This window comes from Flavobacterium sp. PLA-1-15, assembly GCF_049060005.1.
Classification (GTDB): Bacteria; Bacteroidota; Bacteroidia; order Flavobacteriales; family Flavobacteriaceae; genus Flavobacterium.
The window spans coordinates 1-22,832 of record NZ_JBMGQS010000037.1; the positions used below are offsets into that span (position 1 = coordinate 1).

The 22,832-nt window shown below is 41.9% G+C and carries 17 protein-coding genes; 5 read left to right on the forward strand and 12 right to left on the reverse strand.

Annotation, left to right across the window (positions count from 1 at the left end; genetic code table 11):
- Positions 1-243: 243 nt before the first annotated feature.
- The 4 genes from ACI6PS_RS14965 to ACI6PS_RS14980 all read right to left on the reverse strand — a co-directional run bounded on the left by ACI6PS_RS14965 (position 244) and on the right by ACI6PS_RS14980 (position 4,658).
- Entirely contained in the window at positions 244-786 is a 543-nt protein-coding gene (locus ACI6PS_RS14965) for a DUF6252 family protein (protein ID WP_421013384.1), read from the reverse strand.
- 287 nt (positions 787-1,073) lie between these two features.
- Complete coding sequence (locus ACI6PS_RS14970) at positions 1,074-2,069, reverse strand: metal-dependent hydrolase (RefSeq protein ID WP_421013385.1); 996 nt, start codon at positions 2,067-2,069, stop codon at positions 1,074-1,076.
- A 214-nt stretch (positions 2,070-2,283) separates the two neighbouring features.
- Positions 2,284-4,179 (reverse strand): DUF7151 family protein, encoded by a 1,896-nt coding sequence (locus ACI6PS_RS14975; RefSeq protein WP_421013386.1) that lies wholly within the window; start codon positions 4,177-4,179, stop codon positions 2,284-2,286.
- Entirely contained in the window at positions 4,176-4,658 is a 483-nt protein-coding gene (locus ACI6PS_RS14980; protein WP_421013387.1) for a T9SS type A sorting domain-containing protein, read from the reverse strand. Before ACI6PS_RS14980 ends, ACI6PS_RS14975 begins: the two co-directional genes overlap by 4 nt.
- A gap of 320 nt (positions 4,659-4,978) precedes the next feature.
- Here ACI6PS_RS14980 and ACI6PS_RS14985 point away from each other — a divergent pair, with 320 nt between their 5' ends.
- Positions 4,979-6,697, forward strand: coding sequence for a patatin-like phospholipase family protein (locus tag ACI6PS_RS14985; protein ID WP_421013388.1), 1,719 nt, complete (start codon positions 4,979-4,981; stop codon positions 6,695-6,697).
- Between the two features lie 10 nt (positions 6,698-6,707).
- Positions 6,708-7,724: a hypothetical protein gene (locus ACI6PS_RS14990; protein WP_421013389.1), complete on the forward strand. Its 1,017-nt coding sequence runs from the start codon at positions 6,708-6,710 to the stop codon at positions 7,722-7,724.
- 95 nt (positions 7,725-7,819) lie between these two features.
- On the opposite strand, the gene ACI6PS_RS14995 is transcribed toward ACI6PS_RS14990, so the two are convergent.
- The 4 genes from ACI6PS_RS14995 to ACI6PS_RS15010 all read right to left on the reverse strand — a co-directional run bounded on the left by ACI6PS_RS14995 (position 7,820) and on the right by ACI6PS_RS15010 (position 14,896).
- Positions 7,820-8,044, reverse strand: a complete 225-nt coding sequence (locus ACI6PS_RS14995) for a hypothetical protein (protein WP_421013390.1) — start codon at positions 8,042-8,044, stop codon at positions 7,820-7,822.
- Positions 8,045-8,055: 11 nt separating this feature from the next.
- On the reverse strand, positions 8,056-11,892 hold the full coding sequence (locus ACI6PS_RS15000; RefSeq protein ID WP_421013391.1) for a MopE-related protein: 3,837 nt from the start codon (positions 11,890-11,892) through the stop codon (positions 8,056-8,058).
- A 193-nt stretch (positions 11,893-12,085) separates the two neighbouring features.
- Positions 12,086-13,876: a hypothetical protein gene (locus ACI6PS_RS15005; protein WP_421013392.1), complete on the reverse strand. Its 1,791-nt coding sequence runs from the start codon at positions 13,874-13,876 to the stop codon at positions 12,086-12,088.
- A gap of 264 nt (positions 13,877-14,140) precedes the next feature.
- On the reverse strand, positions 14,141-14,896 hold the full coding sequence (locus ACI6PS_RS15010) for a hypothetical protein (protein WP_421013393.1): 756 nt from the start codon (positions 14,894-14,896) through the stop codon (positions 14,141-14,143).
- 428 nt (positions 14,897-15,324) lie between these two features.
- Between ACI6PS_RS15010 and ACI6PS_RS15015 the strand changes: the two genes are divergently transcribed.
- Both ACI6PS_RS15015 and ACI6PS_RS15020 read left to right on the forward strand, forming a co-directional pair.
- On the forward strand, positions 15,325-16,017 hold the full coding sequence (locus tag ACI6PS_RS15015; protein WP_421013394.1) for a DUF1826 domain-containing protein: 693 nt from the start codon (positions 15,325-15,327) through the stop codon (positions 16,015-16,017).
- A 260-nt stretch (positions 16,018-16,277) separates the two neighbouring features.
- A complete protein-coding gene (locus ACI6PS_RS15020) occupies positions 16,278-17,294 on the forward strand; it encodes an LLM class flavin-dependent oxidoreductase (protein ID WP_421013395.1) in 1,017 nt (338 codons plus the stop codon).
- A 99-nt stretch (positions 17,295-17,393) separates the two neighbouring features.
- Here the strand turns inward: ACI6PS_RS15020 and mnmE are convergent, their stop codons facing one another.
- Positions 17,394-18,806, reverse strand: a complete 1,413-nt coding sequence (mnmE, locus tag ACI6PS_RS15025; protein ID WP_421013396.1) for a tRNA uridine-5-carboxymethylaminomethyl(34) synthesis GTPase MnmE — start codon at positions 18,804-18,806, stop codon at positions 17,394-17,396.
- Positions 18,807-19,044: 238 nt separating this feature from the next.
- Between mnmE and ACI6PS_RS15030 the strand changes: the two genes are divergently transcribed.
- Positions 19,045-19,884, forward strand: coding sequence for a universal stress protein (locus ACI6PS_RS15030; RefSeq protein WP_421013397.1), 840 nt, complete (start codon positions 19,045-19,047; stop codon positions 19,882-19,884).
- 85 nt (positions 19,885-19,969) lie between these two features.
- Here the strand turns inward: ACI6PS_RS15030 and ACI6PS_RS15035 are convergent, their stop codons facing one another.
- The 3 genes from ACI6PS_RS15035 to ACI6PS_RS15045 form a co-directional block, all read right to left on the reverse strand.
- Positions 19,970-20,482 carry a hypothetical protein gene (locus ACI6PS_RS15035; protein ID WP_421013398.1) on the reverse strand — a complete coding sequence of 171 codons (513 nt, stop codon included), beginning with the start codon at positions 20,480-20,482 and terminating at the stop codon, positions 19,970-19,972.
- 107 nt (positions 20,483-20,589) lie between these two features.
- Entirely contained in the window at positions 20,590-21,390 is an 801-nt protein-coding gene (locus ACI6PS_RS15040) for a hypothetical protein (protein ID WP_421013399.1), read from the reverse strand.
- 38 nt (positions 21,391-21,428) lie between these two features.
- Positions 21,429-22,256, reverse strand: coding sequence for a UDP-2,3-diacylglucosamine diphosphatase (locus ACI6PS_RS15045; RefSeq protein WP_421013400.1), 828 nt, complete (start codon positions 22,254-22,256; stop codon positions 21,429-21,431).
- Positions 22,257-22,832: the final 576 nt, after the last annotated feature.

The window sequence follows — 22,832 nt, forward strand, 5'->3', positions numbered from 1 at the left end:
ACTTTGCCATTTATCAAACAACCGGCGGTATTGGCACCTGTTTGGGTTTCTGGAGGGAGTTTGTCACTGCCACTAAAAGGGTTGTCGTCCTTGTTACAGCTGTTTAGTGTAAAAAATGTGATGAGTAGTAGGATTGTTTTTTTCATAGTAAAATTTTAAAATGGTAAATTAAGGCTGAGTAAATGTAGGAAAAATTTTTATTAATAAAGGTTAAGGAAAAATTAGTATTTTACTATTTTAGTGTCAGTTAGTGTATTGCATATCAAAGCGACCTTCGGTAATCTCTATAATCTCACCTGTGTTTAAGTCTTTAGCTTTAAAACTAAAAGTTCCCGAGATAATAAAATTGACTGGGTCAAACCGTGTTATGGTTATTGTCCCACCTTCTATACTCGTTGAATTATATTCCCCATAAATACCTCCACCAATTAGATAAGAACCAAAATAATTATTTGTAGCTTTTTCCTTTAGTGAATATGTGGTTTCCTGAATTAAAGGCATATCAAAACAACCGATAATTACTCCTTTAAGATTTGACGAGTCTGTTCTACTTCCATAAATGCTTAATGCATAAGCGCCATTTACAAACTGATAAAAAGCGTGTGGAGCATTGTTGCCAAATTTTGGTGGTACAAACGTTTTGCCATCAATTAAACACCCGAATGTTTGTGCGCCAGTTTGCGTGGCGGGTGGCAGTTGATCTATTGGGTTGGTGCTTTTCTTGTCGTCGTCTTTGTCGCAGGCGAAGGTAAAGGCAAGAAGCAGTAGTAGGATTGTTTTTTTCATAGTAAGATTTTAAAAAAGTAAATTAAGGCTGATTAAATGTAGGAAAAATTTTTACTATTAAAGGTTAGGGAAAAATTATTTCTTTACTATTATAGTTTCAAAGTGTTGTTAGCCAGTATATATTAGTGGTTTTTGGTCTATCGAGATTTTCGAATACGGCATTGATTCGGCTGGCCTTTGTGTGAAGCGGGGAAATTTCTCAGAACGGGGCATCAAGTAGTTCTTTCTGTTCATCAGAAACGCTGGCGATGCATTGGAGATGTCAAGGGATTGGTTGATAACTAATGCTAATTTCCTTTGATACGCTGGAATATGCCTTTCATCAAAGCTTTCCCATCGCGTTTTTCTTTTGGGACTTCATACGCCTTGAGCGAACCATCTTGATTTTTAAAAATATAACTGAAGGCGAATTGAGGTTGCTTTGCATCGGCATTAAGCAAGCCAAAACGTAGGTCATTGAAATAGAAAGTGCTGTCTTTCTGGGTAACGATGTACCATCCTTCGCTGACTTTTTTGAGGGTTTCAAAATCAGGATTTCCTGTAAGTTCTTGTGCCAATCCGCTGTTCTTTTGATAAACTTGAAAAGTAATCGGCTGACTGTCAAATAAAGAATAATCACCTAGAAGATAGGCATCATTTGTGGCAACGTTTGCATTCCATAAGATGCAATTGAAGGCGGTTGGTTTTACGATAAGGTCGTTATAGGCGATGTTTTGCTGTTGCAGGGCATTCTTGAATTGTTGCAGGGCAAAAAGCTTCAAGCCACAGGTGATTGCCAGATAAAAAGTACTGATGTAGAGGCCTCGGAGGACGTATTTTTTCCGTAATGCAAATGTTGGTTTTCGCCAAGCCAGTATCAACGAAATCAGTAGGGGTAAAGTATAGAGTGGGTCGATGACGAAGATGGTCTTTAGGGCAATTCGGTCGGGCAACGGCCAGAACATTTGGGTACCCCAAGAGGTGAACATATCCAGTAAGACGTGTGTCAGCAGGCACCAGAACACCATATTGGTGGCACTTTTAAAGCTGTTTTTTTCTTTTTCTATTTTAGATACAATCCAACCCAAAATCGGCGAAAGCCCTAGAAAAAAGAGTAGCGAATGGCTCAGGCCCCGATGGATGGCAACGGCTTTCACTGGATACATAAAGGAACCTACTAGTACATCCAAATCAGGAATGGTTCCTAAAATGGCACCATAGAGGAATGTTCTGCGTCGGAGTTTTTCGCCTGCACATAACTCGGCGGTGGCAATTCCTAGAACGATTTGAGTGAATGAGTCCATTATGCTGTTATTTCGATCACAAAAATAAGCTTAATGCTTTTCATAATGGTAAGTCGCGGAATCGTATTCAACGATTTTAAAAAATAATTCTGCAATTTCACTTTAATTAACTGAAATACGGGGCTTCTGTAAAAAATAAAAGAGCGGAGAGTAATCTCCGCTCTTTACTAAAAGTATGCTAGATGCACTAACCAGCGTGCGTCTTATAAACTTATCAGTTCCCTAGAATCTGCCATTTGCCCTCTTGATGAAAACCACCACCACCACCTTGAGTGACGTTGGCAACATCTCCAGACATCGTAAAGGTAAATGTCCATGGGCCAACGCAACCATTATTCAAATAAAGTACGTTTCCTGTAGCGGTAAGCGAACTTCCTTCCGAACCTGCGCTTGACATAACAGTGATGTTTCCATTATTCTGAATAAAGATCATCCCTCCGATTGCCGTAGCAGAACATTGCGTATAGAATCTGACCATCGCAGTTGCTCCCTTGCCAACGTTGATTGTAAAAGGGCCTTGTGTGCTATTGGTTTTAAGGTAAACAGGATGTTGTCCTGGGTCACCGTTGCACACATATTTGGTAAGCGATGCGTTTACTTCACCTGCATCCAAAGTTCCGTTGCTGTTGTTGTCCAATCCATATTCCAATTTGACGCCACCTCCAGGACAGTTAGCCCCTACAGCTTCAGTAGTTGTTTTAACGATTGTGTTTTTACCATCTGCTCCATTCGTACCATTTGTTCCTGTTTCGCCCTGTGGTCCTGTTGGTCCTTCAGGTCCAGTTGGTCCTGCGGGTCCTATTGTTCCTTGTGGCCCTTCAGGCCCAGTTGGTCCTTCGGGTCCTGTTTCGCCCTGTGGTCCTATTGGTCCTGTTGCTCCTGTAAGTCCTGTTTCGCCTTGAGGTCCTATTGGTCCCGTTGCTCCTGTAAGTCCTGTTTCGCCTTGCGGTCCTATAGGTCCTGTTGCTCCTGTAAGTCCTGTTTGGCCTTGAGGTCCTATTGGTCCCGTTGCTCCTGTAAGTCCTGTTTCGCCTTGAGGTCCTATTGGTCCCGTTGCTCCTGTAAGTCCTGTTTCACCTTGCGGTCCTATAGGTCCAGTTGCTCCTGTAAGTCCTGTTTCACCTTGCGGTCCTATAGGTCCTGTTGCTCCTGTAAGTCCTGTTTCGCCTTGCGGTCCTATTGGTCCCGTTGCTCCTGTAGGTCCTGTTTCACCTTGTGGTCCTATTGGTCCCGTTGCTCCTGTAGGTCCTGTTTCGCCTTGCGGTCCTATAGGTCCAGTTGCTCCGGTAAGTCCTGTTTCGCCTTGCGGTCCTATAGGTCCAGTTGCTCCGGTAAGCCCTGTTTCGCCTTGCGGTCCTATTGGTCCCGTTGCTCCTGTAGGTCCTGTTTCGCCTTGCGGTCCTATTGGTCCCGTTGCTCCTGTAGGTCCTGTTTCACCTTGGGGTCCTATTGGTCCCGTTGCTCCTGTAGGTCCTGTTTCGCCTTGCGGTCCTATAGGTCCAGTTGCTCCGGTAAGTCCTGTTTCGCCTTGCGGTCCTATTGGTCCCGTTGCTCCTGTAAGTCCTGTTTCACCTTGCGGTCCTATAGGTCCTGTTGCTCCAGTAAGTCCTGTTTCACCTTGCGGTCCTATAGGTCCTGCTGGTCCTGTTGCTCCAGTAAGTCCTATTTCGCCTTGCGGTCCTGCAGGTCCTTGCGGTCCTGTTGCTCCCTGAGGCGCGTTTGCGGCATATAATGCGTAAGGAACACTCATTAGTTCGCTTGTACCATTAATGGTATAATTACTTCCTCCTGTGGGGTCAATATTGATTTCTATGAAATAAGGACCCTGGGACCAATCAATGTTTGAAAAGGTTCCGAATGTAGCGTTGCCGGTACCAATTTGGAGAGTAAGGAGTCCATTGGTATTGGTAAGCCCCGAATGTGATTCGCTAAACACAGTGTTTCCTGTTGTGGAACCTTGAAGGATGCTTATTTCGACTCCCAAATTGGTATTGGCCAATAAGGTTCCATCTGTATTGCGGATTACCGATTGGTAGCTCATCTTGCCGGGAACCTGGGCAAAGAGAATTCCCGAGAATAATAGTATAAATAATAATGTAATTTTTTTCATGATGTTTTCTTGATTATTTTAAAGCTCTTTGCTAAAGTGCCGCCGTTGCGTACGTTGAGGATATACACTCCATCGGCATAGCTTTCCAGTGAAATTATTGTTTCAGTACTGTTGGTATTGTTTTGCGTAAGCAGGCGACCACGAAAATCAAAAAGTTCATAGTCGAAGTTTTTACTGTCAACAGTTTCAATCTTAAGGATGATGTTGTTCTGCGTAGGATTGGGGTATACTAGCATCTCAAGCCTAATGTGGGGATGCTCCTCCCCAGAAAGCACAAGAATTTCATAGGGTTGTTGTACGCCTTGGATGGCAAATCCGTTTGAACCACTTATTTCCGTATAGGTGATCTGACCTATCGAATAGGTGGTACTGCCACCAGTTCCCGAACCAGATCCTCCAGAAGTGACGACCGATTCCTGCGCTAAAAGCCCCCCTGAACTGAACATCCAGAGAAGTAAATAAAAAGAATTTTGCTTCATAATTTAATAAGTTAGGTTATAGGGGTAACTTGGCAATTTATGCCTGAATCAAAAATAGTAGAATAATAAATTATTGTTAAAAAAGGGAGGGGTACAAAGAGGGGTACAATTCAAGAATGGTTGGATTTTTAGGTTCTAGGTAAGATTCGATGAAAAAATGAGATTGATTTTCTTTGCAAAATTTATGGCGATTTTTTTTACTCTCCGTAGTGATTTCTAAGGTAAATAGTTTTTAAGACTATTGTTTTCTTCGAAACATCCCGTATTTTTACAAAAGGCAAAGCAACAACGTTTATGCAGTCCTAAATAATCGCAACCTTATGGACAATAAAAAATTCAAGATCAGCCTTACGATGGCGGGAGCTGTTTCTGCAGGAGCCTTTACGGGAGGCGTGATGGATTATCTTTTGGAAACACTCGAACTGTGGGAAAAGGCAAAACAGCACAACAGGTCACTCGGTATCTACCATCCCGATTATGATTTTTCCATCCCGATGCACGACTTGGAGCTTGATGTCATCAGCGGTGCTTCGGCGGGAGGCATTACCGGGTCTTTGGCCATGCTGAATGTGGTGGACGCCAATCATCAATATGTCAACAAGGACAATCCGTTTGGAAAGAACAACAGGTTCTACCAAAGCTGGGTAGAAATGGGTGACGATGCCACAAGCAATACGTTTGAAAAGTTGCTTTCTACTGATGATCTTTTAAAAGGAGAAAGCCCAGATTCCTTGCTGAATTCCAAACCTATCGATGTCATTGCCGAAAATGCCTTGAAGATTCAAAACATAAAGCCGTATCCTTCGTATGTTTCCGACAGTCTGGATTTGATTCTTACCACGACCAATCTCAGAGGCATCAACTTCAAGATTGATTTCGGTGGCAACGACAAAAGCGGTTCCGTCATAACGAGCCATGCCGGCTTTTTCAGATATAAATTGACCAACGGAACGTATCCAACCGGTATCCCAAAAGGAGACGACCTTTATTATGTTTTGGACCTTGCCAATCCAAGGGACATGGATTATTTAAAAGACGCGACACTAAGCACTGCCGCTTTTCCAATTGGATTAAAGTCGAGGGAAGTGGCCATTTCCCAGCAATATGTAGAGCGTTATCCTAAATACCTCTTCGGAAAAAGGACAGGCATTTACCCATTGTTGAGGGAAAACAGTGTCTATAAATTCAACTCCATTGACGGCGGACTCATCAACAACGAGCCTTTTGCTATTGCATTGAAAGTGCTTCGTGAGAAGAATGCTAAGGAAGTTATGGAAAAAGACCGCTATGCGGTGATCATGATCGACCCTTTCCCAAATAAGGACAGTGATGTAGAGGAGGAAAATCCCAAACGGGATATTGTTTCGGTTGCAAAGGGAATGTTCAAGGCGTTGCGGAATCAGGTGATGTTCAACCAGGACGGTATCTTGGAAGCATTGGAACTGAACGACCGTACCAAATTCTTAATTGAGCCGGTCCGCAAAAAGATGGTGCAGGGAAGTATGACGCGTGCAAAGAACGACCTCGCATCGGCACCTTTTAGTGGGTTTGCAGGTTTTATAGACAAATCGTTCCGACAGCACGATTATCATTTAGGACGACAGAACTGCCAGACATTTCTACGTTATTATTTCGGTGTTCCAGAAAAAGATATTCAAAATCGACTGAACGACCAGCCACATAATCAGGCTTTTGAACGTTTTTATTTCAACGAAGCACAGTTTGATCCGGCAAGCAAGAAATTATATCCGATTATTCCCGACATGCGACTTTTAAAAGCTAGAGAAAACTTGAGTGATACGGCAGTTTATGGAATTGATGCCAAATTGGATTATCCTGTTTACCCTTCGATTACCCAATCAGAATTGGAAAAGAAATACAAAAAGTTGATGGTAAAAAGACTGGAGAAAGTGTCCAATGCATTGGTTTCTAATTTTTGGTTTAACATTGCAAACTGGCTTTTTCTAAGGAAGAAACTCTACAATGGAGTGGAGGACATGATTGTGCAGGAGCTTAAGGATGCCGAATTAATGAAGTAATTTTAAGAGAATGAGTAAAGCGCTTTTTATAGGAAATGGAATCAACAGGGTAGCGCCAACGGCAGTTTCTTGGGGAAGCCTGTTGGAAAACCTTTCCAAAAAGTTTAATGTTGATATTGATCTTCAAAATGACTTGAAACCGTTTCCATTGGCTTTTGAGGAAATGCTTATCGGCAAATTAGGAAACAATCCTTACGACGCACTCAAAAATATGAAGCAACACATCGGTCGCATACTGACAGAAGCCAATACAGATTCTTCACAGTTGGCGCTTCATGCAAAGATAATGCAGTGCGGTATTACAGAAATCATCACGACCAATTATGACTACAATCTGGAACGTTCCATCGTTTCAGACTTTGATAGCCAGAAAAGGCAATTGGCACTCAACAATCAGGAATCGAAACACAGTCTTTACCGTGGTTATCGGGTGGAGGATGTTACAGTTCGACACATTCATGGTGAGATAGAGCACAACAGGAAGATAACGGGCACAAATAATTACAGCGCAGAATCCATCATGATTGGATTCGAACATTATGCCGATTATGGTCTTAAGATTCAGGATTTAATATACGGGTTAAAGGACAAAAGACGTTACACCAACGCTGAAGGTATTTTAGGGAGGATGGCACTGCAACAGCCAGCCAAGTCATGGACCGATTTATTCTTTACTCATGATATACATTTTGTAGGCTTTACACTGGATTTTTCCGAAAGTCATCTGTGGTGGCTCCTGATGCAAAGGCAGGAAATCATCAAGAAGTTCAGCAAGGAAAATCACATTCGTAATACGATAGTTTTTCATTATCCCGAAATGCCGTTGCAGTCGCTGGACTATGCCTGCAAAGATGAAAGTGCTTTCAATACCCTCTACAAAGGTCGGCTGACACAGCAAAAAAACAAGGCAGTCACGGATATCCTTAAAGCACTAAACGTAATCATCAGCCCGATTAGATGTAGTAATTATTTAGAATTTTATGATAGGGTTTTAGAGCAAGTGAGCACTCACACTCAGATTGTTTAAAAAAAATACCAAAACGATCTTTAAAGAAATTGTAAAAAAAAAAGCCACTCCTTTTATGGAATGGCTAATTTAATCTAGTGTCTGTGTGAAAAGGACTAGCTCAACTGTGCTTTTCTATTTTTAAAATAATGGAAGGCAAAGCAGATGCCAAGAATCATCATATAGATCATCCAACCGTTGATTGGGGCCTGCTCGACAGAACCATTTGTATCTCCGTTTTCATCTTCCATTCCCGTACCCGGATTATCGTCTGCAAACATCAGAAAATCGCTGAAAAGGATGGCTACAAATAGGTAGCCCTTTAAAAATTTATGTACCATGATTGTATGTTTTAATAGATTATTTTTTTGCTTGTTCTTGCATTGTCTTCGGTTGTTATCTGAACAACCAGCACCTGCTGCGCCACTGCAAGTTCGCTGATGGCAAAGGTTGTGGCATTTACATCCGATGCGCTGTAGAGCAGTCTTCCACGGACGTCATAGATATCGACTTGCTTCATCGTTACCCTTCCGGCATCGATGTTCAAGGTGCTTCCATCTTTGTAGATGATTACGTTGTTTGCATCAAACACCGGATTGTCTGTTCCTAGGGTTGCATTCTGATACACCACTTCAAAACGGCTTTCGAAAATTCCTGCCTCGGTAGAGAAGGTATAGTCACCGGCCTTCAGGTCGTGGTAGATATTGAAAACATTGTCCTTCAAATAAACCTGTTGGTCACCTGTAAACAATCCGTCGTGGTTGCTCAGCTTAAGAGTAAGGGTTCCCCCATTGTTGGCCTTGTAGCTCAAAGGAACAGCATCTTCTGCGGTAAACGAAGCCCTTGCCTGAATAGCCAGTTTAGCCTCTTCTGATTTGGTATATACAGATAAGTCAGAGTCGTTGTACAATCTTCCGTCCCATCCAAAGTCAAGTCCGTTGGTAGTGTTGGCACTGTATCCAATTACGGTTTGCCCGAAGCTTGTACCGTTATTGCTGATGTCCAGCCAAAGGCGCGACAATTCGTTGGTAGTTTCGTCCACAGGCGTTACGGCTTGTCGGAAAAAAGGTCCCTCGGTACTAAACGTCCTCATCATATTGTTAAAGTTAAGCTCGTTGGCAGTGCTAGAAGCCTTGAAAAGGAATCCCTGTCCCGGTTGGATAACCCAATCAGAAGGGTTTCCGGTGAACAATTCCGATGAATCCGTTGGCTGGTCAACCGCCGCACTTCCCATATTGGTAACCGTTACGTAGGTTGCCGTTGGCGCCAAGTTGGTTTTTCTCCAGAAGTAGAGCGTACCATTGTCCATCTGTTCCTCGTTGACTTCGATGAATGCTCTGATGTTGATTGGCGACGGATAAGGATTTCCTACTGCATTGAAGCGTCCTCCTTCGGTAGATAGTGGGATGCTGATGTCTCCGTTGTTTGGAATTCCTTGGAACACGCCGTTGAATACTGATGTTGATCCTGCAGGTAGTCCCGCTGGCATTCTCACAAGGTATCCTTTTCCTGGCGTAAAGCCAACCGCATTTGGATTACCACCGAAGATTCCCGATTGGCTCAGATAGTTGCTGTAGGCGCTTAGTGCTGTATTGTAAACAAAGAAATTTGCATCTAATGTTCCGTTTGAGAAATCTTTCAGGGATTGTGTTCCGCTCGTTGGCGAAGACCAAAGGGTATAGTCCAGATTATAAAGCGCATTGCTGTCCCTGTGGAAGGTAATGTTTCCTGTATTTTCGTTAACGGTTACTTCTGGATGCTGGATAAGGCTTGCATTGTTATTGAAGATCAGCTGACCTAAAGGATGTACCTCTACATTTGTAAAGACGGCAAGGGTATTGTCAGAAGCAATTGTAACAGTTACATTGTCCATCACTTCGACACTGCAAGCCAGCAGAAGATCTGTTGATGTATAGTCGGCCATGAATACGACTTTTGATTCAATCGATGGCGCTGTTGGAATCCAATCCGTACCGTCCCATGTAGACGTAGTTTGGCAAAATTCGCAATCCTCATCAACCTCTCCATCACAGTCATTATCAATCCCGTCGCCACAGATTTCCTCAGTTCCGGATCCCGGAAAAACATTAGGATCACTATCATCACAGTCATCACCGTTAAATACATATCCTTCCATGTCTTCAAATAGATAGCAATACGCAAAGGCGGTGTCAGGATTACCATATCCGTCACCATCATTATCTTCATAATAGACGATGTTTTCTTGGCTTTGTATGATCGTCAATTCGGCTGCATCAGAAGTTACCTCAGGAAAACAGCCATTAGAGATGATGCAACGATAGGTGTAGCCCGTCATATCCAATGTTAGGTTATTGACATACATTTCCCAGGTATCGACACCTCTGTAAGATCCTCCAGAAGGAGCGATGCCGTTTTCTAAGTTTACAAATCCTGAACCATCGTTCACCTGCCATTGAAAGTAGGCACCGCTCGTGGCATAGGCATAGAACCTAACTTCTTCTTGTCGGCAAGCCTCATAGGATTGGGGTTGTGACATCATGATCATTTCACCTCTTACATTAACGACCCCTGGATCTGTGAAAAATGTAAATGGAGTTTCATCTTCAATTCCGCTTATTGCACAACGGTAGGCTTGACCACTTATCTCTTCAGATGGGTTGATGATGGTCAATGCCGCCGTGTCGGTACCGCTGTATAGTTCTCCGTTAGCGATATTGCTATAGTCAAGACCATTAAACAGCTGCCATTGATAGGTAAATCCGCTTTGGGCGGTTATCCAAAGGGAGGCATTCTCTCCAAGACAAATTGTAGTCGTTCGCTGAGGATGGTACACGATAGGACAGCCTTCATCAATGTTGCCGTCACAGTTGTTGTCAATTCCGTCACCGCATATTTCAACGGCACCTGGATAAACAGTTACATCATTATCATTACAGTCCAAATCGTTGGCCACAAATCCTCCTGGCGCACCTGAACAAGATAACGTAGTTACTGTTGCATTTCCATATCCGTCTCCATCAAAATCCTCGTAGTAGGTTACGTTTGCAGTTACCGTCAGTGTCGCAGTTTGAGAAGTTGTATCAAGGAAAGAGTTTGCTGAGGCAATACAACGATAGGTAGCGCCATTCATTTCTGAGGCAGCTTCTGTAATGGTAAGTGTTGCAGTTGTAGCACCGCTGTATACACCGCCATCACTGATAGGAGCAAATGAAGAACCGTTATAAACTTCCCATTGATAGCTTGTTGCACCGCTGGCTGTTATCGAAAAGGAAGCAGTATCTCCTTGACAAACCGAAGCATTAGAAGGATTTGAGGATATGTTTACCGCTGCAGCATCAGGAATATTCAATGCCTCTATATTGATCATATTGTTGCGCCATATCTCATTGCCTGTGCCGTCGGTGTTGACCCTTTTGATTTCGTAATTTACACTGTCCAAATAGTAAATTTTATTGTTGATCTTGTCCAGTGCCAGGCTATAAACATCCCAAACAAAGTATCCACCTACTAGAAATGTGCGGGATGATCCATCCAGATTAATACTTTCTATGGCAATATCGCCACTGATAGGGTCACTGCTAGTGAAATATAATTTTGAATTTGCCTCATCGATAACCATTCTAGGATAATAAGCTTCAAGAAAAGTTTCTAAATTAGTACCATCTATATTCGAGCGTGAGATTTTAAAGTTGTACTGGTCGAACCAATACAGTTTTTGGTGGGTTGAATCTACTTTTATATTATGAAAATTGCTATATCCATCGCTTGATAGTACGACCGTTCTTCCACTTCCGTCCAGATTGGCCTTTTCTATTATGCCGATATAGTTAATATTGTCAATAGTAGTATAGGTAGACCAATATAGTTTTTGATTTATAAAATCTATTGACATGCCCGTTGCAAAATCTACGTTTGCAATAAGGATAACTGCATTAGTCCCATCGAGGTTTGCCTTCATGAAAGCGGCTTGATGTTCGTCGTACCAATACATTTTTTGGTTGGCTACGTCTATTTCTAATCCACGAAAAGTAGCAGGACCTCCTGCTGTGTAATGGAAGGTCATTGCTGTACCATCAAAATTGATGCTTTCAATCTCGCTTGGATTGTTTTTAGTCCAGTAGAGTTTCTGTCCGCTCATTTCAAGCCCTGTATGGAGCAACACCATCAGCAGGGCCATCTTAATAAAAGAATGTAATCTTCTGTTCATTTTTAATTGATTTTTTTTGGAAGGGTTAGGGGGTATTTAGAAACAAAGAGTTCCTACAAAATTTTCCAAGACCAAATGTAGTCCAATTAAAATTTTTTGTTAAAAAAGGGTGGGGTACAAAAAGGGGTACAATTTGTAATGTATTGTTTTTATGTGATTTAAAGCTGTTGTAAAGAAGATCGAAGCTGTTTTTTTAGAAATCCAAAAACAGGTCTTCAAGTCTTTCTTCCTTCGAAATATTGATTTTTTTGCGAAGCCTTTGGCGGTTTTTCTTGATGCTCATCGCACTTATTCCCGTCATTGCCGCCATCTCATGCGAATTGAATCCAAGCTTGATCAGCGAACACAAACGCGTTTCAGCAGGAGTAAGTCCGGGGTAGGTAGTTTTGAGTTTTGCAAAAAATCCGGCATGCACTTTTTCAAACAATATCTTGAATTTTGTCCAATCCTCTTCCGTCAGGATGGTAGCAAAGCGAAGCTTATGCAAAACAGAATGTTCATCCTCAACAGCAATGTCATTCTGTTGGCGAAGGCTGTCCATTTCCAGTTCTGTCTTTTCCAAAATTTCCGCCTTTTGGCGAAGGTTCCGCACATATTCCTCAAGCTGTTCACGCGACGATTTAAGTTCGCGCTCCGCCATCTCTTTTTCAAGCAGTAATAGCGATTGCTTTTGTTTTTGGATTTTCCTTTCGCGGAGCTGTCTGCTGTAGAGCAGTCCAATAACAATGGCCAGCAATGCCCCGATAAAAATGTACAGCCGTTGCATCATCTCAGCGGCCTGTTTTTCTTCTCTCAATAACTTTAGGCGGTTGTTCTGCTGCTCCGCTTCAAACATTTGCAGGATCGAAGTGTTCTTAGACAGTCTCGCACGTCGTTCAATACTGTCCCTGATCGTATTGGAAGCCTTGAGATAATCCAATGAGCGTGAAGCATTGCCGCGTGCATCCCAAGCTCGTGCATATACACTAAAAAGGTATTGTTTCCTGACATAATTCTGAAAGGTCATATCGCGCGATCGAAACTCTTTTTCTAATAGTTCTTCGGCCTCCTGCAGCTGCCGCAGTGCTTGCTCCACCTTTCCCGAATGAAGAGATATGTCGCCAAGCCCCGTAAGTGCTTCCACAACCAGTTCAGTATCATCCACAGCCAGTGCACAGCGGTAATATTCCTCCATAAACTGTTGGGCAAGCGAATATGATTTTTCACCTAGATATTGCCTGGCAATATTCCCAGAATTCAGACCAATCCAAGCAGTATCTTTGGCAACTACTGCCTGATGCCTGGATTGTTTGAAGTATTTTCGGGTACTGTCTGGTTCTTCGAGTTCACGGTAGCACAACCCGATAGAGTTGAGCACACCAACCTGACGACGCAGATTTCCTGTTTGTTGCTTAAGGCTCAACTTGAAATATTTTACCGCCTCGTTAAAGTTGCTCAGGTGGTAATATACATAACCCAAACGGTCAAGTATGCCCGATGCGTCATAAACATTCCCGTATCCAATCTCGTCAAAAATATAATGTGCCTCAAGCAGGTGCTGCAGCGCTTCCACAGGTTTTTTTGCACTCGTAAAATAATAATACCCCAAAGAATGTTTAAAGTAACCCACCTGCAAGTGTTGTCCATTTTTTTCAGCCATAGCAATGGCTTTATCCATCAACTCAACGCCTTTTTTGTCTTGTTTGGCATCCATGGCCATAACATATAGGCCACGATAAAAAGCAATATGAGCAAGGGTAATCTTATCATTCTTTTCAAGAGCTAGTTCCTCAAGTTCATGCAACAACTTTATCTTTGGGTTTGGCTTTGAGAAAAATAGATCTTTGTTAGACCATTGCTCAAGCAGGGTAAGTTTCTCTGTTCCATTAGTTCGAACAAGATTTTTTAAGGTATTTTGCTGGGCAAAACTGCTAATGCACACCAATGCCAAGAGCGGCAACAATGCTTTGCAACAACGATAAAAGTAACTATAAAACAGGGGCATAACTGCTATTTGGAACACTTAGGGGATTGCAAGATAATATTTTAATGCAATAAAAGAATTCAAAAGCAACTACTTTTTTTATGCACTCGCTATGACTTTTTATATTCCGTCAATCGCTATAAGGCTTCCCAAACCTTGGAGAGTTCTGCCAATGTTACGCAAATCATGCATTTTTGAAGCAGGTGCAAAACCGCAGGGCATGCCACTGTTAGTAGGCATGCACAAGTTACACCAAAGGTTTTGTCTTCCATAGATGCAACAATACTAAACGCTTTTTTCCAAAGAAACCTCCACAACCTCCAGCACATTATAAGCATCCTTCAAAAAATAAACTTCCCCATCCGTAACCGTACAGAAAGAAAAATAGAGTAGTGCAATCAGTATTCCTTCACCTTCAGGAACAACTGCTTCAAGAGTGATGGTGTTGCTGGCATCGTTTCTACCAACCAAGGTCAGCGGGCTGGTTTCCATCGTGCACAAGGGCAGTTCCGTATCCAGTCGTAAAAGTACCAGCTGAAGCCCTAATTTTTCTGCCCCTTTGGGAAAATAAACCCGGCTTGCATCAAAATTTGGCAATGTCATTTGTCCTTTCGGAAGATCAACAGCATAGTGCTGCATCATTCCAGAACGCAGGTTCCTTTTCGGATTAAACGAAAAACCCTGCAACATTTTCATCCCTTGAACGGTCTCAAGTCCAGCCTTAAAACTTCTTTCTCCCTTTGGAGAAATGGCATCACAGTTTTTGATGTTGGTAATTTGAGCCTGTACAGAACCATACAAATGCGGAAACGGAATGGTTTGAAGATAGAAATGCAGGGCATTGTAGAGTTGCGACGAAATCTTGGCACAGCGGCCAAACTCACTTCCCAATTGTCGGGTCACAGCATAGCGCTCTTCGGTTTTGATGCGCTCCCCCTTAAATCCTCCCGGCGTCGAAATGATGTTGCCATATTCGGTTTCCCTGCCAGATAGGTTGCCCAACTTCCCTGTAAACTTTATAAGACCGATGTTTTTTGCCATGGCGTATAATTTTAATTTTGGTTGATAGGTATAAATATAAAAATTGTATCTTTACAATTGTAAAAACACAGCTTTTTTTTTACACACTACCATCCACGGTACCAACGCTTTCCAAACCCTTTTCCACCTCTTTTTTAGTATTCCAAAACCATAGCCATACCGTACCCATACCGTATCCATACCGTATGTTCTTCCTATTTCATTCGGATCACATTCGGGTCACCTTCGGATATTCTCCGCACCAAATACGCTTATGATGGAGATGTAACAGCCATCAGTTCCACAAAACAAAGGCTCTACCCGAAGATGTGCCAAACATATTCCAAACGATAGCCGTATTAGCACAATCAATCAACACCATTTTTGCTATTTTTACCAAACAGAAGCAACACAACAGCAAACCGATATTCAAACAGCAATTCTAGGCAATGGCATCAGGGCAAATCAACCAAATACAAACAGTATTCACATTCTCAGACCTTGTAAACAATAGCTTTCAGGGAAATATCAATGCAATTTGCTGGCAAAGAAATCCCGCTGGCGATTATAAAGAAATAGTTTCCAAGCTAAGGCTAAAGGAGAACATTACAGAGGTTTCCGCAGAAGATTTACTCCAACTCGACCTATCTGCCGAGGGCGAGCTCGCAAGAGCAACCCTGCTAAACGACCTAAAGCTACTAACCGAGTATGGCGCATCGCCCTCCCTCAACTTGCTAAAACAGTACGACCGTGACACTGAATTTGACTTCATCTCCACCGATGTCTATTCCTACCATGTAGACAGGTCGCCCATAGCAACAAACACTTTCCTCTGTACCTACTACGGCACAGCCAGCGATATACTGCCCAATCACCAAGCCGACCAAAAGATCCTTGTGCCAGAAATCCGCCAAAAGCTAAGGGAATTGCACGAAGGCGAGGAGCAGGACTTCGAAGAGTTCCTCAAAGAATACTATTTCGACCTGCATTACCATCCAAAACCCAATGCACAGCCTATAAACCTTGGAGTAGGAAACCTCTGGAAGCTCTCAGTAGACCATCCCGGACAGCAAGTCTTGCCCTGCATCCACAGAGCACCCATAGAAAACCCAGACGAGTACCGACTACTGCTCATCTGCTGATATTTTAGAAGATACAATAATTCCTTCATCACATCTTGATAAGGTTCTCCCCATTATGACGCCCTTAATGTTGCAGTCACGCTGTTTTAATAGCTAAAACTATTTTCAACTCATACTGCACAACACCCTGTATGACAAAACAACCGATAAAAGTTAAAACACGCTTTTTTACACCTTTGGCATGCTTTTTATACTTCTAATGCCATAACAGGAGCATGCTTCAACCTGTAAACTAACTTAGGTTGCATGCAAGTACAATTATGGAAAACACAACAAACAATACAGCATTTTCTATCCTCGAACTGGCCATAGTGTCCAGCGGAGTTACAATAGAACAGACACTTAGCAACAGCGTAAATCTTGCTCAAAAAGCAGAACAGTTGGGCTACAGCCGTCTTTGGCTTGCAGAGCACCACAACATGGTGCATGTTGCAAGTGTGGCCACATCGGTATTAATCGGACACATAGCGGCAAATACCAAAAGTATAAAAGTAGGTTCCGGCGGTATCATGCTGCCCAATCATTCACCCCTTATTGTCGCAGAACAGTTTGGAACACTCGGCAGGCTCTTCCCAAATAGAATCGACCTAGGACTCGGAAGAGCCCCCGGCACTGACCAGCTTACCGCTCATGCCATCCGAAGTGACAGGATGAAGGCAGTCCAAAACTTCCCTGGTGAGGTACAGCAAATACAAAAATACTTTGAAGATGACAATGAATGGTCAGAAGTAAGGGCAGTAGTGGCAGAGGGGGTAAATGTTCCACTGTATATTTTAGGCTCTAGCCTAGATAGCGCTCACCTTGCTGCAAAGATGGGCTTGCCCTATGCTTTTGCAAGCCACTTTGCCACAGGACTGCTCCACGAAGCCTTGCATATCTACAGAAAGGAATTCCAACCTTCTGAACACCTCGACAAGCCCTACACCATAGCAGGAATAAACGTCATTGCCGCCAACACAGATGAGGAAGCCGAAAGGAATTTCACTTCTGTCATCCGCATGTTTCTAGGAATACTGACAGGAAAGAGGGAGCCGTTGCAACCCCCAATGGAAATGACCGATAAGCTGATGATGATACAGCACAACCCTGCTGTACGTGACATGCTTAAATATTCTTTTGTAGGAAGGAAGGAAGCAGTTGCCAAGCAACTAGATAAATTCCTCAAAGAAACTGGCGTCGATGAAGTCATGGTAGTCTCAAATATGCACAATCATGAAGACAGGATAACCTCTTATACCATCCTTTCAGAAATAATGAAGGAGCGGAATAATCAATAAGATTTTATATAATAAATGAATGATAAAAACCAGTTAAACCGCTGTTTTATAAGCGTTTTACTGGTTTTGTTTGTAATTTTATGTGTTTTTTATACCTTCTTACTTCCCGATGCAAAAATTTGCAAATATATTCCCCAGCAATTCATCATTGGTCACTTCGCCCGTAATGTTTCCAAAATGATACAATGCTTCGCGGATATCTATCGCCATCAGGTCGCTTGGTAAGTTGGTTTGCAGGCCATAATTCACCTTTTGAATTTCTTCCAATGCCTTTATAAGCGAATCATAATGGCGCGTGTTGGTCACTATGGTTTCATTGTTACGCAATGCACCTGTGTTGACAAACGAGAGCAATTGGTTCTTTAAGTCTTCAATGCCTTCCTTGTTCTTGGCCGCAATAAAGATGCTCGTCAGTTGATGCTCATCTGCCGAAAGTCTCTCATTAACCAATGCCAAGGTTTCTGCAGCAATCAGGTCTTTCTTGTTGATGATGATCAAAAGTGGTTTTAAAGGGAATTGATTCTTGGTTTTGCCAATTTCAATCAGCAATGATTCTAATTTTCCTTTAATGTCTAATTGTGAACCATCCACAAGATAAAGCACCACTTGTGCCTGTTCAATCTTTTCAAATGTCTTCTTGATACCGATGCTTTCTACAACATCTTTCGTTTCGCGTATTCCTGCCGTATCGATAAAACGGAAACTCATCCCGTTGATCACCAATTCATCTTCAATCGTGTCGCGTGTGGTTCCAGCTATATCTGAAACAATCGCGCGTTCCTCATTCAGCAGGGCATTCAATAGGGTTGATTTCCCAACGTTAGGTTCACCAACAATCGCTACAGGAATTCCATTCTTGATAACGTTACCAACTGCAAACGAATCAATCAGACGCTTCAATACAAATTCAATCCTGCTCAACAGTTCATAGAATTGTGTCCTGTCGGCAAATTCAACATCTTCTTCTGCAAAGTCAAGTTCAAGCTCTATCAGGGAAGCAAAATTCAGCAATTCCTCACGCAATTTGGCAATCTCGTTGCTAAAACCGCCACGCATCTGTTGCATCGCAATCTGATGCGAAGCCTCATTGTCTGAATTAATCAAGTCTGCCACAGCTTCTGCCTGTGAAAGGTCAAGCTTGCCATTCAGGAAAGCCCTCAGTGTAAATTCGCCTGCTTCGGCCATTCTGCAACCTTTTCTCAATAATAATTGTATGATTTGTTGCTGGATATAGGTAGAACCATGGCAGGAAAATTCAACCGTGTTCTCACCCGTGTAGGAATTTGGCCCTTTAAAAATAGATACCAATACCTGGTCATATATCTTTTCGGCTTCAACAATATGTCCAAGATGGATAGTATGTGTCTTTTGTTTGGTAATATCTTTCCCAGAAACAGATTGGAAGACCTTTGCGCCAATGGTAATGGCATCCTCACCCGAAATCCTGATGACTGCAATAGCCCCCGCTCCGGATGGTGTTGCCAATGCTACTATCGAATCCTGATTGATCATAAGTATTGATTTTGTGCAAAAGTAGTTCAAAAGATTCAAAGGTTCAAAGTTTGTGAGGAGCAAAGGTTAATAAGAGGCTGACAGGATTTGCCTTTATATCTTTAAGCCTGTGGAGTTTGTGCCTATGCATCTTTGAATGTCTCCTCACGTTAAATAAATGTAAAACTGACAATTCCCATAACAATCCCAGCAATGTTTTTGTAACTTTAGGTAGTTAAATAACCAAATCTTTACTATTATGAGAAAGATATTGTTTCCCACAGATTTTTCCGAAACTTCAAATAATGCCTTTGTGTATGCGTTGAAGCTGGCCGAGAATATAAATGCCGAGGTAATAACGCTTCACGTATACCAACTGCCCGTAATGGACATGAGCTATCAGGACGTACCTATTTATCAGGCAGAAGTATACGAAAGTCTAGAGCTGAACAACTTCGAAAACTTCAAGGACCAGATTCCCGTACTGAGAACAATCGCACAACAGCACCATCTTGAGCACATCAAAATCAGCAACGTCATGCTTCAAGGCGATTTGGTTGCAAATATTGTTAATATGGTCAAGGAAGAATTTATCGATTATGTCGTCATGGGAACAGAAGGCGCTACCGGAGCCAAGGAATTCTTTGTAGGATCGGCAACCGCCAGCGTGATAAGTGGAACCAAGGCCATGGTATTGAGTGTTCCTGCCGAAGCAAAATACGAACCCATTAAAAAGATTGGTTTTGCTACCCAATATTCAATAGATGAGCTTGACGCGCTTAGAAGATTATTGCCCCTGGCAAAAGGCTTTGATGCAAGTATCGATTGCATCTACGTGAAAACAGCCGACAATCCGGTGAAGGAGGTTATCATCGCAGACTGGAAAGCGATTTTCAAGGAAGAAAAGGTAACATTCCATACCATCGAAAGCAAAGATGTTGAAGATACGATGCTGGATTTTATAGACCTCCAAAAAATTAATTTGTTTGCAATGCTCAACCACAAGCCCGGATTCTGGGAAGGCATCTTCTATACCAGCCTTACCAAGAAAATGGCTTGGCACTCCAAAGTTCCTTTGCTGGCGCTACACGAAAATTAATTGTGTCTAAAAATAAAATCACAGTCCTTTTAAACAAAAAAACATCCGCCATAAGCGGATGTTTTCTTTTTAGATCTTTATAATATTAGAATCTGTAACGAACACCTAAAGCGATGTCTGGACCAAAATTATCTCTTCTCCAATCTTCAGATCCAAAATGAATCTCAGGTCTGAAATCTAAAGATAATTGTAATGGAAAGTCAAAAACATATTCAATACCAATATCTCCAGCAGCAAAAACACCTATACCGCTATCATCAACTCTTCCACCAGGTCCATCATAATCATAGCTCCAGCTTGTCAAACCTCCACCAACACCAGCATACCAGTTAAAACCTCCTTCAATGTTCCAAACCCATTGGTACAATCCAGCTAGTTTAATGGCATCTGCGTCATAACCTCTAAAGTCGTTAGTTCTCCAGCCTAAATCCAATTCAAGACGATTATTACCGCCTAAACCTCTCTGGTACGAAATTTCTCCACCAAAACCATCATTGTCTCCAACACGGATACCTAGTGCATTTTTAGAGATTTCCTGAGCTTGCGATGTAAACGCTAAACCAATTAGCATCACAACTGATAAGATTACTTTTTTCATAAATTTTTGTTTTAAATGATTTATAACAAAGTAAACAATTATCAAGCCAAAAAACCAGTAAAAAACTTTCAAGATTAGCGGATATCTTTATAAGATTTAACAGTCATTTAGTTGTCAGTTGCGAGGTATTCTTTAATGTTTTGACTGCCACTAGACGGAAACGGCAGTGCTTCTCCTAATTGTGAAACATCAACCAACTCATAATTTATTTGAGTATCACAATAAACCATGCCGAAGTTTTTAGCATAATATTGTGTAGAAACTACAACATTCTGAGGCTCCATTAGAGTAAACGGAAAATTGATTCCTTGAAAAGAAACTACTCCTCCCACATTCAAATTCACCATTACCTTTATCACCTTAACATCTTGATATGTGCCACGACCGGGTACATTATAACTCGTCAGAGATTCTTGGAAAACGGATTTCATCGTATAATTAAAAGTCAAAGGAATATCTTCATACTGATAATCGAAAGACCCTGAAAACGAACCCAGTTCTTCATTTGTAGAAGCACTTTCTTTAAAGATTACAAAATCGGTAACCGCAAGATCAATTGGGAAACCTTCAAGCAATGCTAAGTTTGTAGAACCCGAAACCATAACCTTGTCTCCACTTTTTCTAACAGCGTTTCCGCTCAAAGAACCTGAGAAAAACCCGAAAGCAAGTTCCTTGGTCTTAAACTTTTTATAACTCGTTCCGTTAACAACCGTGTCATTGGCAACATATAAAGAATCGCGTCCTGGAAAATCGCCTTCAACATCATATATCCAATATTGATCGTTTTCTACAGAAAAATAATTCGTTTCACCAACAGGTTCATTACCCGAATTAGGACCATCATCACTAGAAGAGCATGAACTAAGCACAGCCATCACAAGGACAGCCAAAAAATAATATTGTTTCATAATTATTGAGATTAATTTAGAAAGCGAATATAGCAATTTTACTCTTTCGCCATCATGAAAGACGACACAACTTGCAAGCTGAATTTCGTCTCCATCTCAAAATAATCCTCCTCCTTATGAAAATAATCCTCCTCATAACGGTATAATTTCCAGCGCTTTTTGTTATATTCCAGCGCCGTCAGGTTCTCAATCCAGTCGCCCGAATTCAAATACATAGTCGCCCCATTCTTGTTCTCCTTCCGCAACATTTTCGGCTCATGAATATGCCCGCACACCACATAGTCATACTTGTTTTCAATCGCCAGCTCCGTCGCCGTAGTTTCAAAATCCGAGATATGCTTCACCGCCTTCTTTACGCTCGCCTTAATCTTCTTCGAAAAAGAATATGGCTCCTTGCCCAATTTCTTCAAACACCAATTCACAAAACGGTTCATCAAAATCAAATAATCATAGCCCCATCCGCCCAATTTCGCAATCCATTTCGAGTGCTGTACCGAAGCATCAAACACATCTCCATGAAAAATCCACGCCTTCTTGCCGTCCAGCTCCAGCACCAATTTGTCCACCACACTAAAATTCCCCATGTGCGCATCACTAAATTTCCGCAACATCTCATCATGATTCCCCGTAATATAATACACCTTCGTGCCCTTCGAAGCAAAATCAATCAATTTCTTGACCACCTTCAAATGCGATTTAGGAAAATACGATTTTCGAAACTGCCAGATATCAATAATATCACCATTCAAAACCAGCGTTTTCGGCTTTATCGAACTCAAATACTGATGCAATTCCTTCGCATGGCACCCAAAAGTACCCAGATGAACATCCGAGATAACAACCAATTCAACAGCTCTCTTTTTCAATTTGAATCAATTAGAAGTTTAACAAATTAACCACACCAATATTAATTGAAACCAAAACCAACGTTAAGAAATCAATTATTTTTCAGGAGCCACTCCAGCTCTCCGTTCCTCCCGAAGCTTCGGGACTCATGCCAAAAGCTTTTTTTCCAAGCCCCAAAAGGAGTTTCTCCCGAAGCTTCGGGAGAAGCTCCTTTTAGGGCAGGAAAAAATAGCTTTCAGCCTTCCGGGCTTTCCACTACTCCCGAAGCTTCGGGACTGGGCTAGCTTCGCCCCAGGAAACTTTTGTCATTATCAAAAACTACAGTTATACTTGAATAATTTAGTGTTTAATATCAACAACGGCAGAAATATTCTGAAACTCAAGGAACAGTTTTGCATTCTTCAAAAAAACATCACATTCATTTTGTTTACTTTTTTTATTTGAAAAAAAATCAACTCACTGTTTCAAAAAAATAAAATAAGAGGAACAGTTCCAGCATCCATTCTGAAAAAAATATAAGCACTGGAACAGTTCCAACATCCATTCTAAAAAAAATATGGATACTGGAACAGTTCCAATGCTCGTTCTAAAAAAAA

Coding starts and splice junctions, on each gene's coding strand:
- ACI6PS_RS14985 (WP_421013388.1), top strand. CDS start 4,979: ATGGACAATAAAAAATTCAAGATCAGCCTTACGATGGCGGGAGCTGTT.
- ACI6PS_RS15000 (WP_421013391.1), bottom strand. CDS start 11,892: ATGAACAGAAGATTACATTCTTTTATTAAGATGGCCCTGCTGATGGTG.
- ACI6PS_RS14995 (WP_421013390.1), bottom strand. CDS start 8,044: ATGGTACATAAATTTTTAAAGGGCTACCTATTTGTAGCCATCCTTTTC.
- ACI6PS_RS14980 (WP_421013387.1), bottom strand. CDS start 4,658: ATGAAGCAAAATTCTTTTTATTTACTTCTCTGGATGTTCAGTTCAGGG.
- ACI6PS_RS15030 (WP_421013397.1), top strand. CDS start 19,045: ATGAGAAAGATATTGTTTCCCACAGATTTTTCCGAAACTTCAAATAAT.
- ACI6PS_RS15005 (WP_421013392.1), bottom strand. CDS start 13,876: ATGCCCCTGTTTTATAGTTACTTTTATCGTTGTTGCAAAGCATTGTTG.
- ACI6PS_RS15015 (WP_421013394.1), top strand. CDS start 15,325: ATGGCATCAGGGCAAATCAACCAAATACAAACAGTATTCACATTCTCA.
- ACI6PS_RS15020 (WP_421013395.1), top strand. CDS start 16,278: ATGGAAAACACAACAAACAATACAGCATTTTCTATCCTCGAACTGGCC.
- ACI6PS_RS15010 (WP_421013393.1), bottom strand. CDS start 14,896: ATGGCAAAAAACATCGGTCTTATAAAGTTTACAGGGAAGTTGGGCAAC.
- ACI6PS_RS15040 (WP_421013399.1), bottom strand. CDS start 21,390: ATGAAACAATATTATTTTTTGGCTGTCCTTGTGATGGCTGTGCTTAGT.
- mnmE (WP_421013396.1), bottom strand. CDS start 18,806: ATGATCAATCAGGATTCGATAGTAGCATTGGCAACACCATCCGGAGCG.
- ACI6PS_RS15035 (WP_421013398.1), bottom strand. CDS start 20,482: ATGAAAAAAGTAATCTTATCAGTTGTGATGCTAATTGGTTTAGCGTTT.
- ACI6PS_RS14965 (WP_421013384.1), bottom strand. CDS start 786: ATGAAAAAAACAATCCTACTACTGCTTCTTGCCTTTACCTTCGCCTGC.
- ACI6PS_RS14990 (WP_421013389.1), top strand. CDS start 6,708: ATGAGTAAAGCGCTTTTTATAGGAAATGGAATCAACAGGGTAGCGCCA.
- ACI6PS_RS14970 (WP_421013385.1), bottom strand. CDS start 2,069: ATGGACTCATTCACTCAAATCGTTCTAGGAATTGCCACCGCCGAGTTA.
- ACI6PS_RS14975 (WP_421013386.1), bottom strand. CDS start 4,179: ATGAAAAAAATTACATTATTATTTATACTATTATTCTCGGGAATTCTC.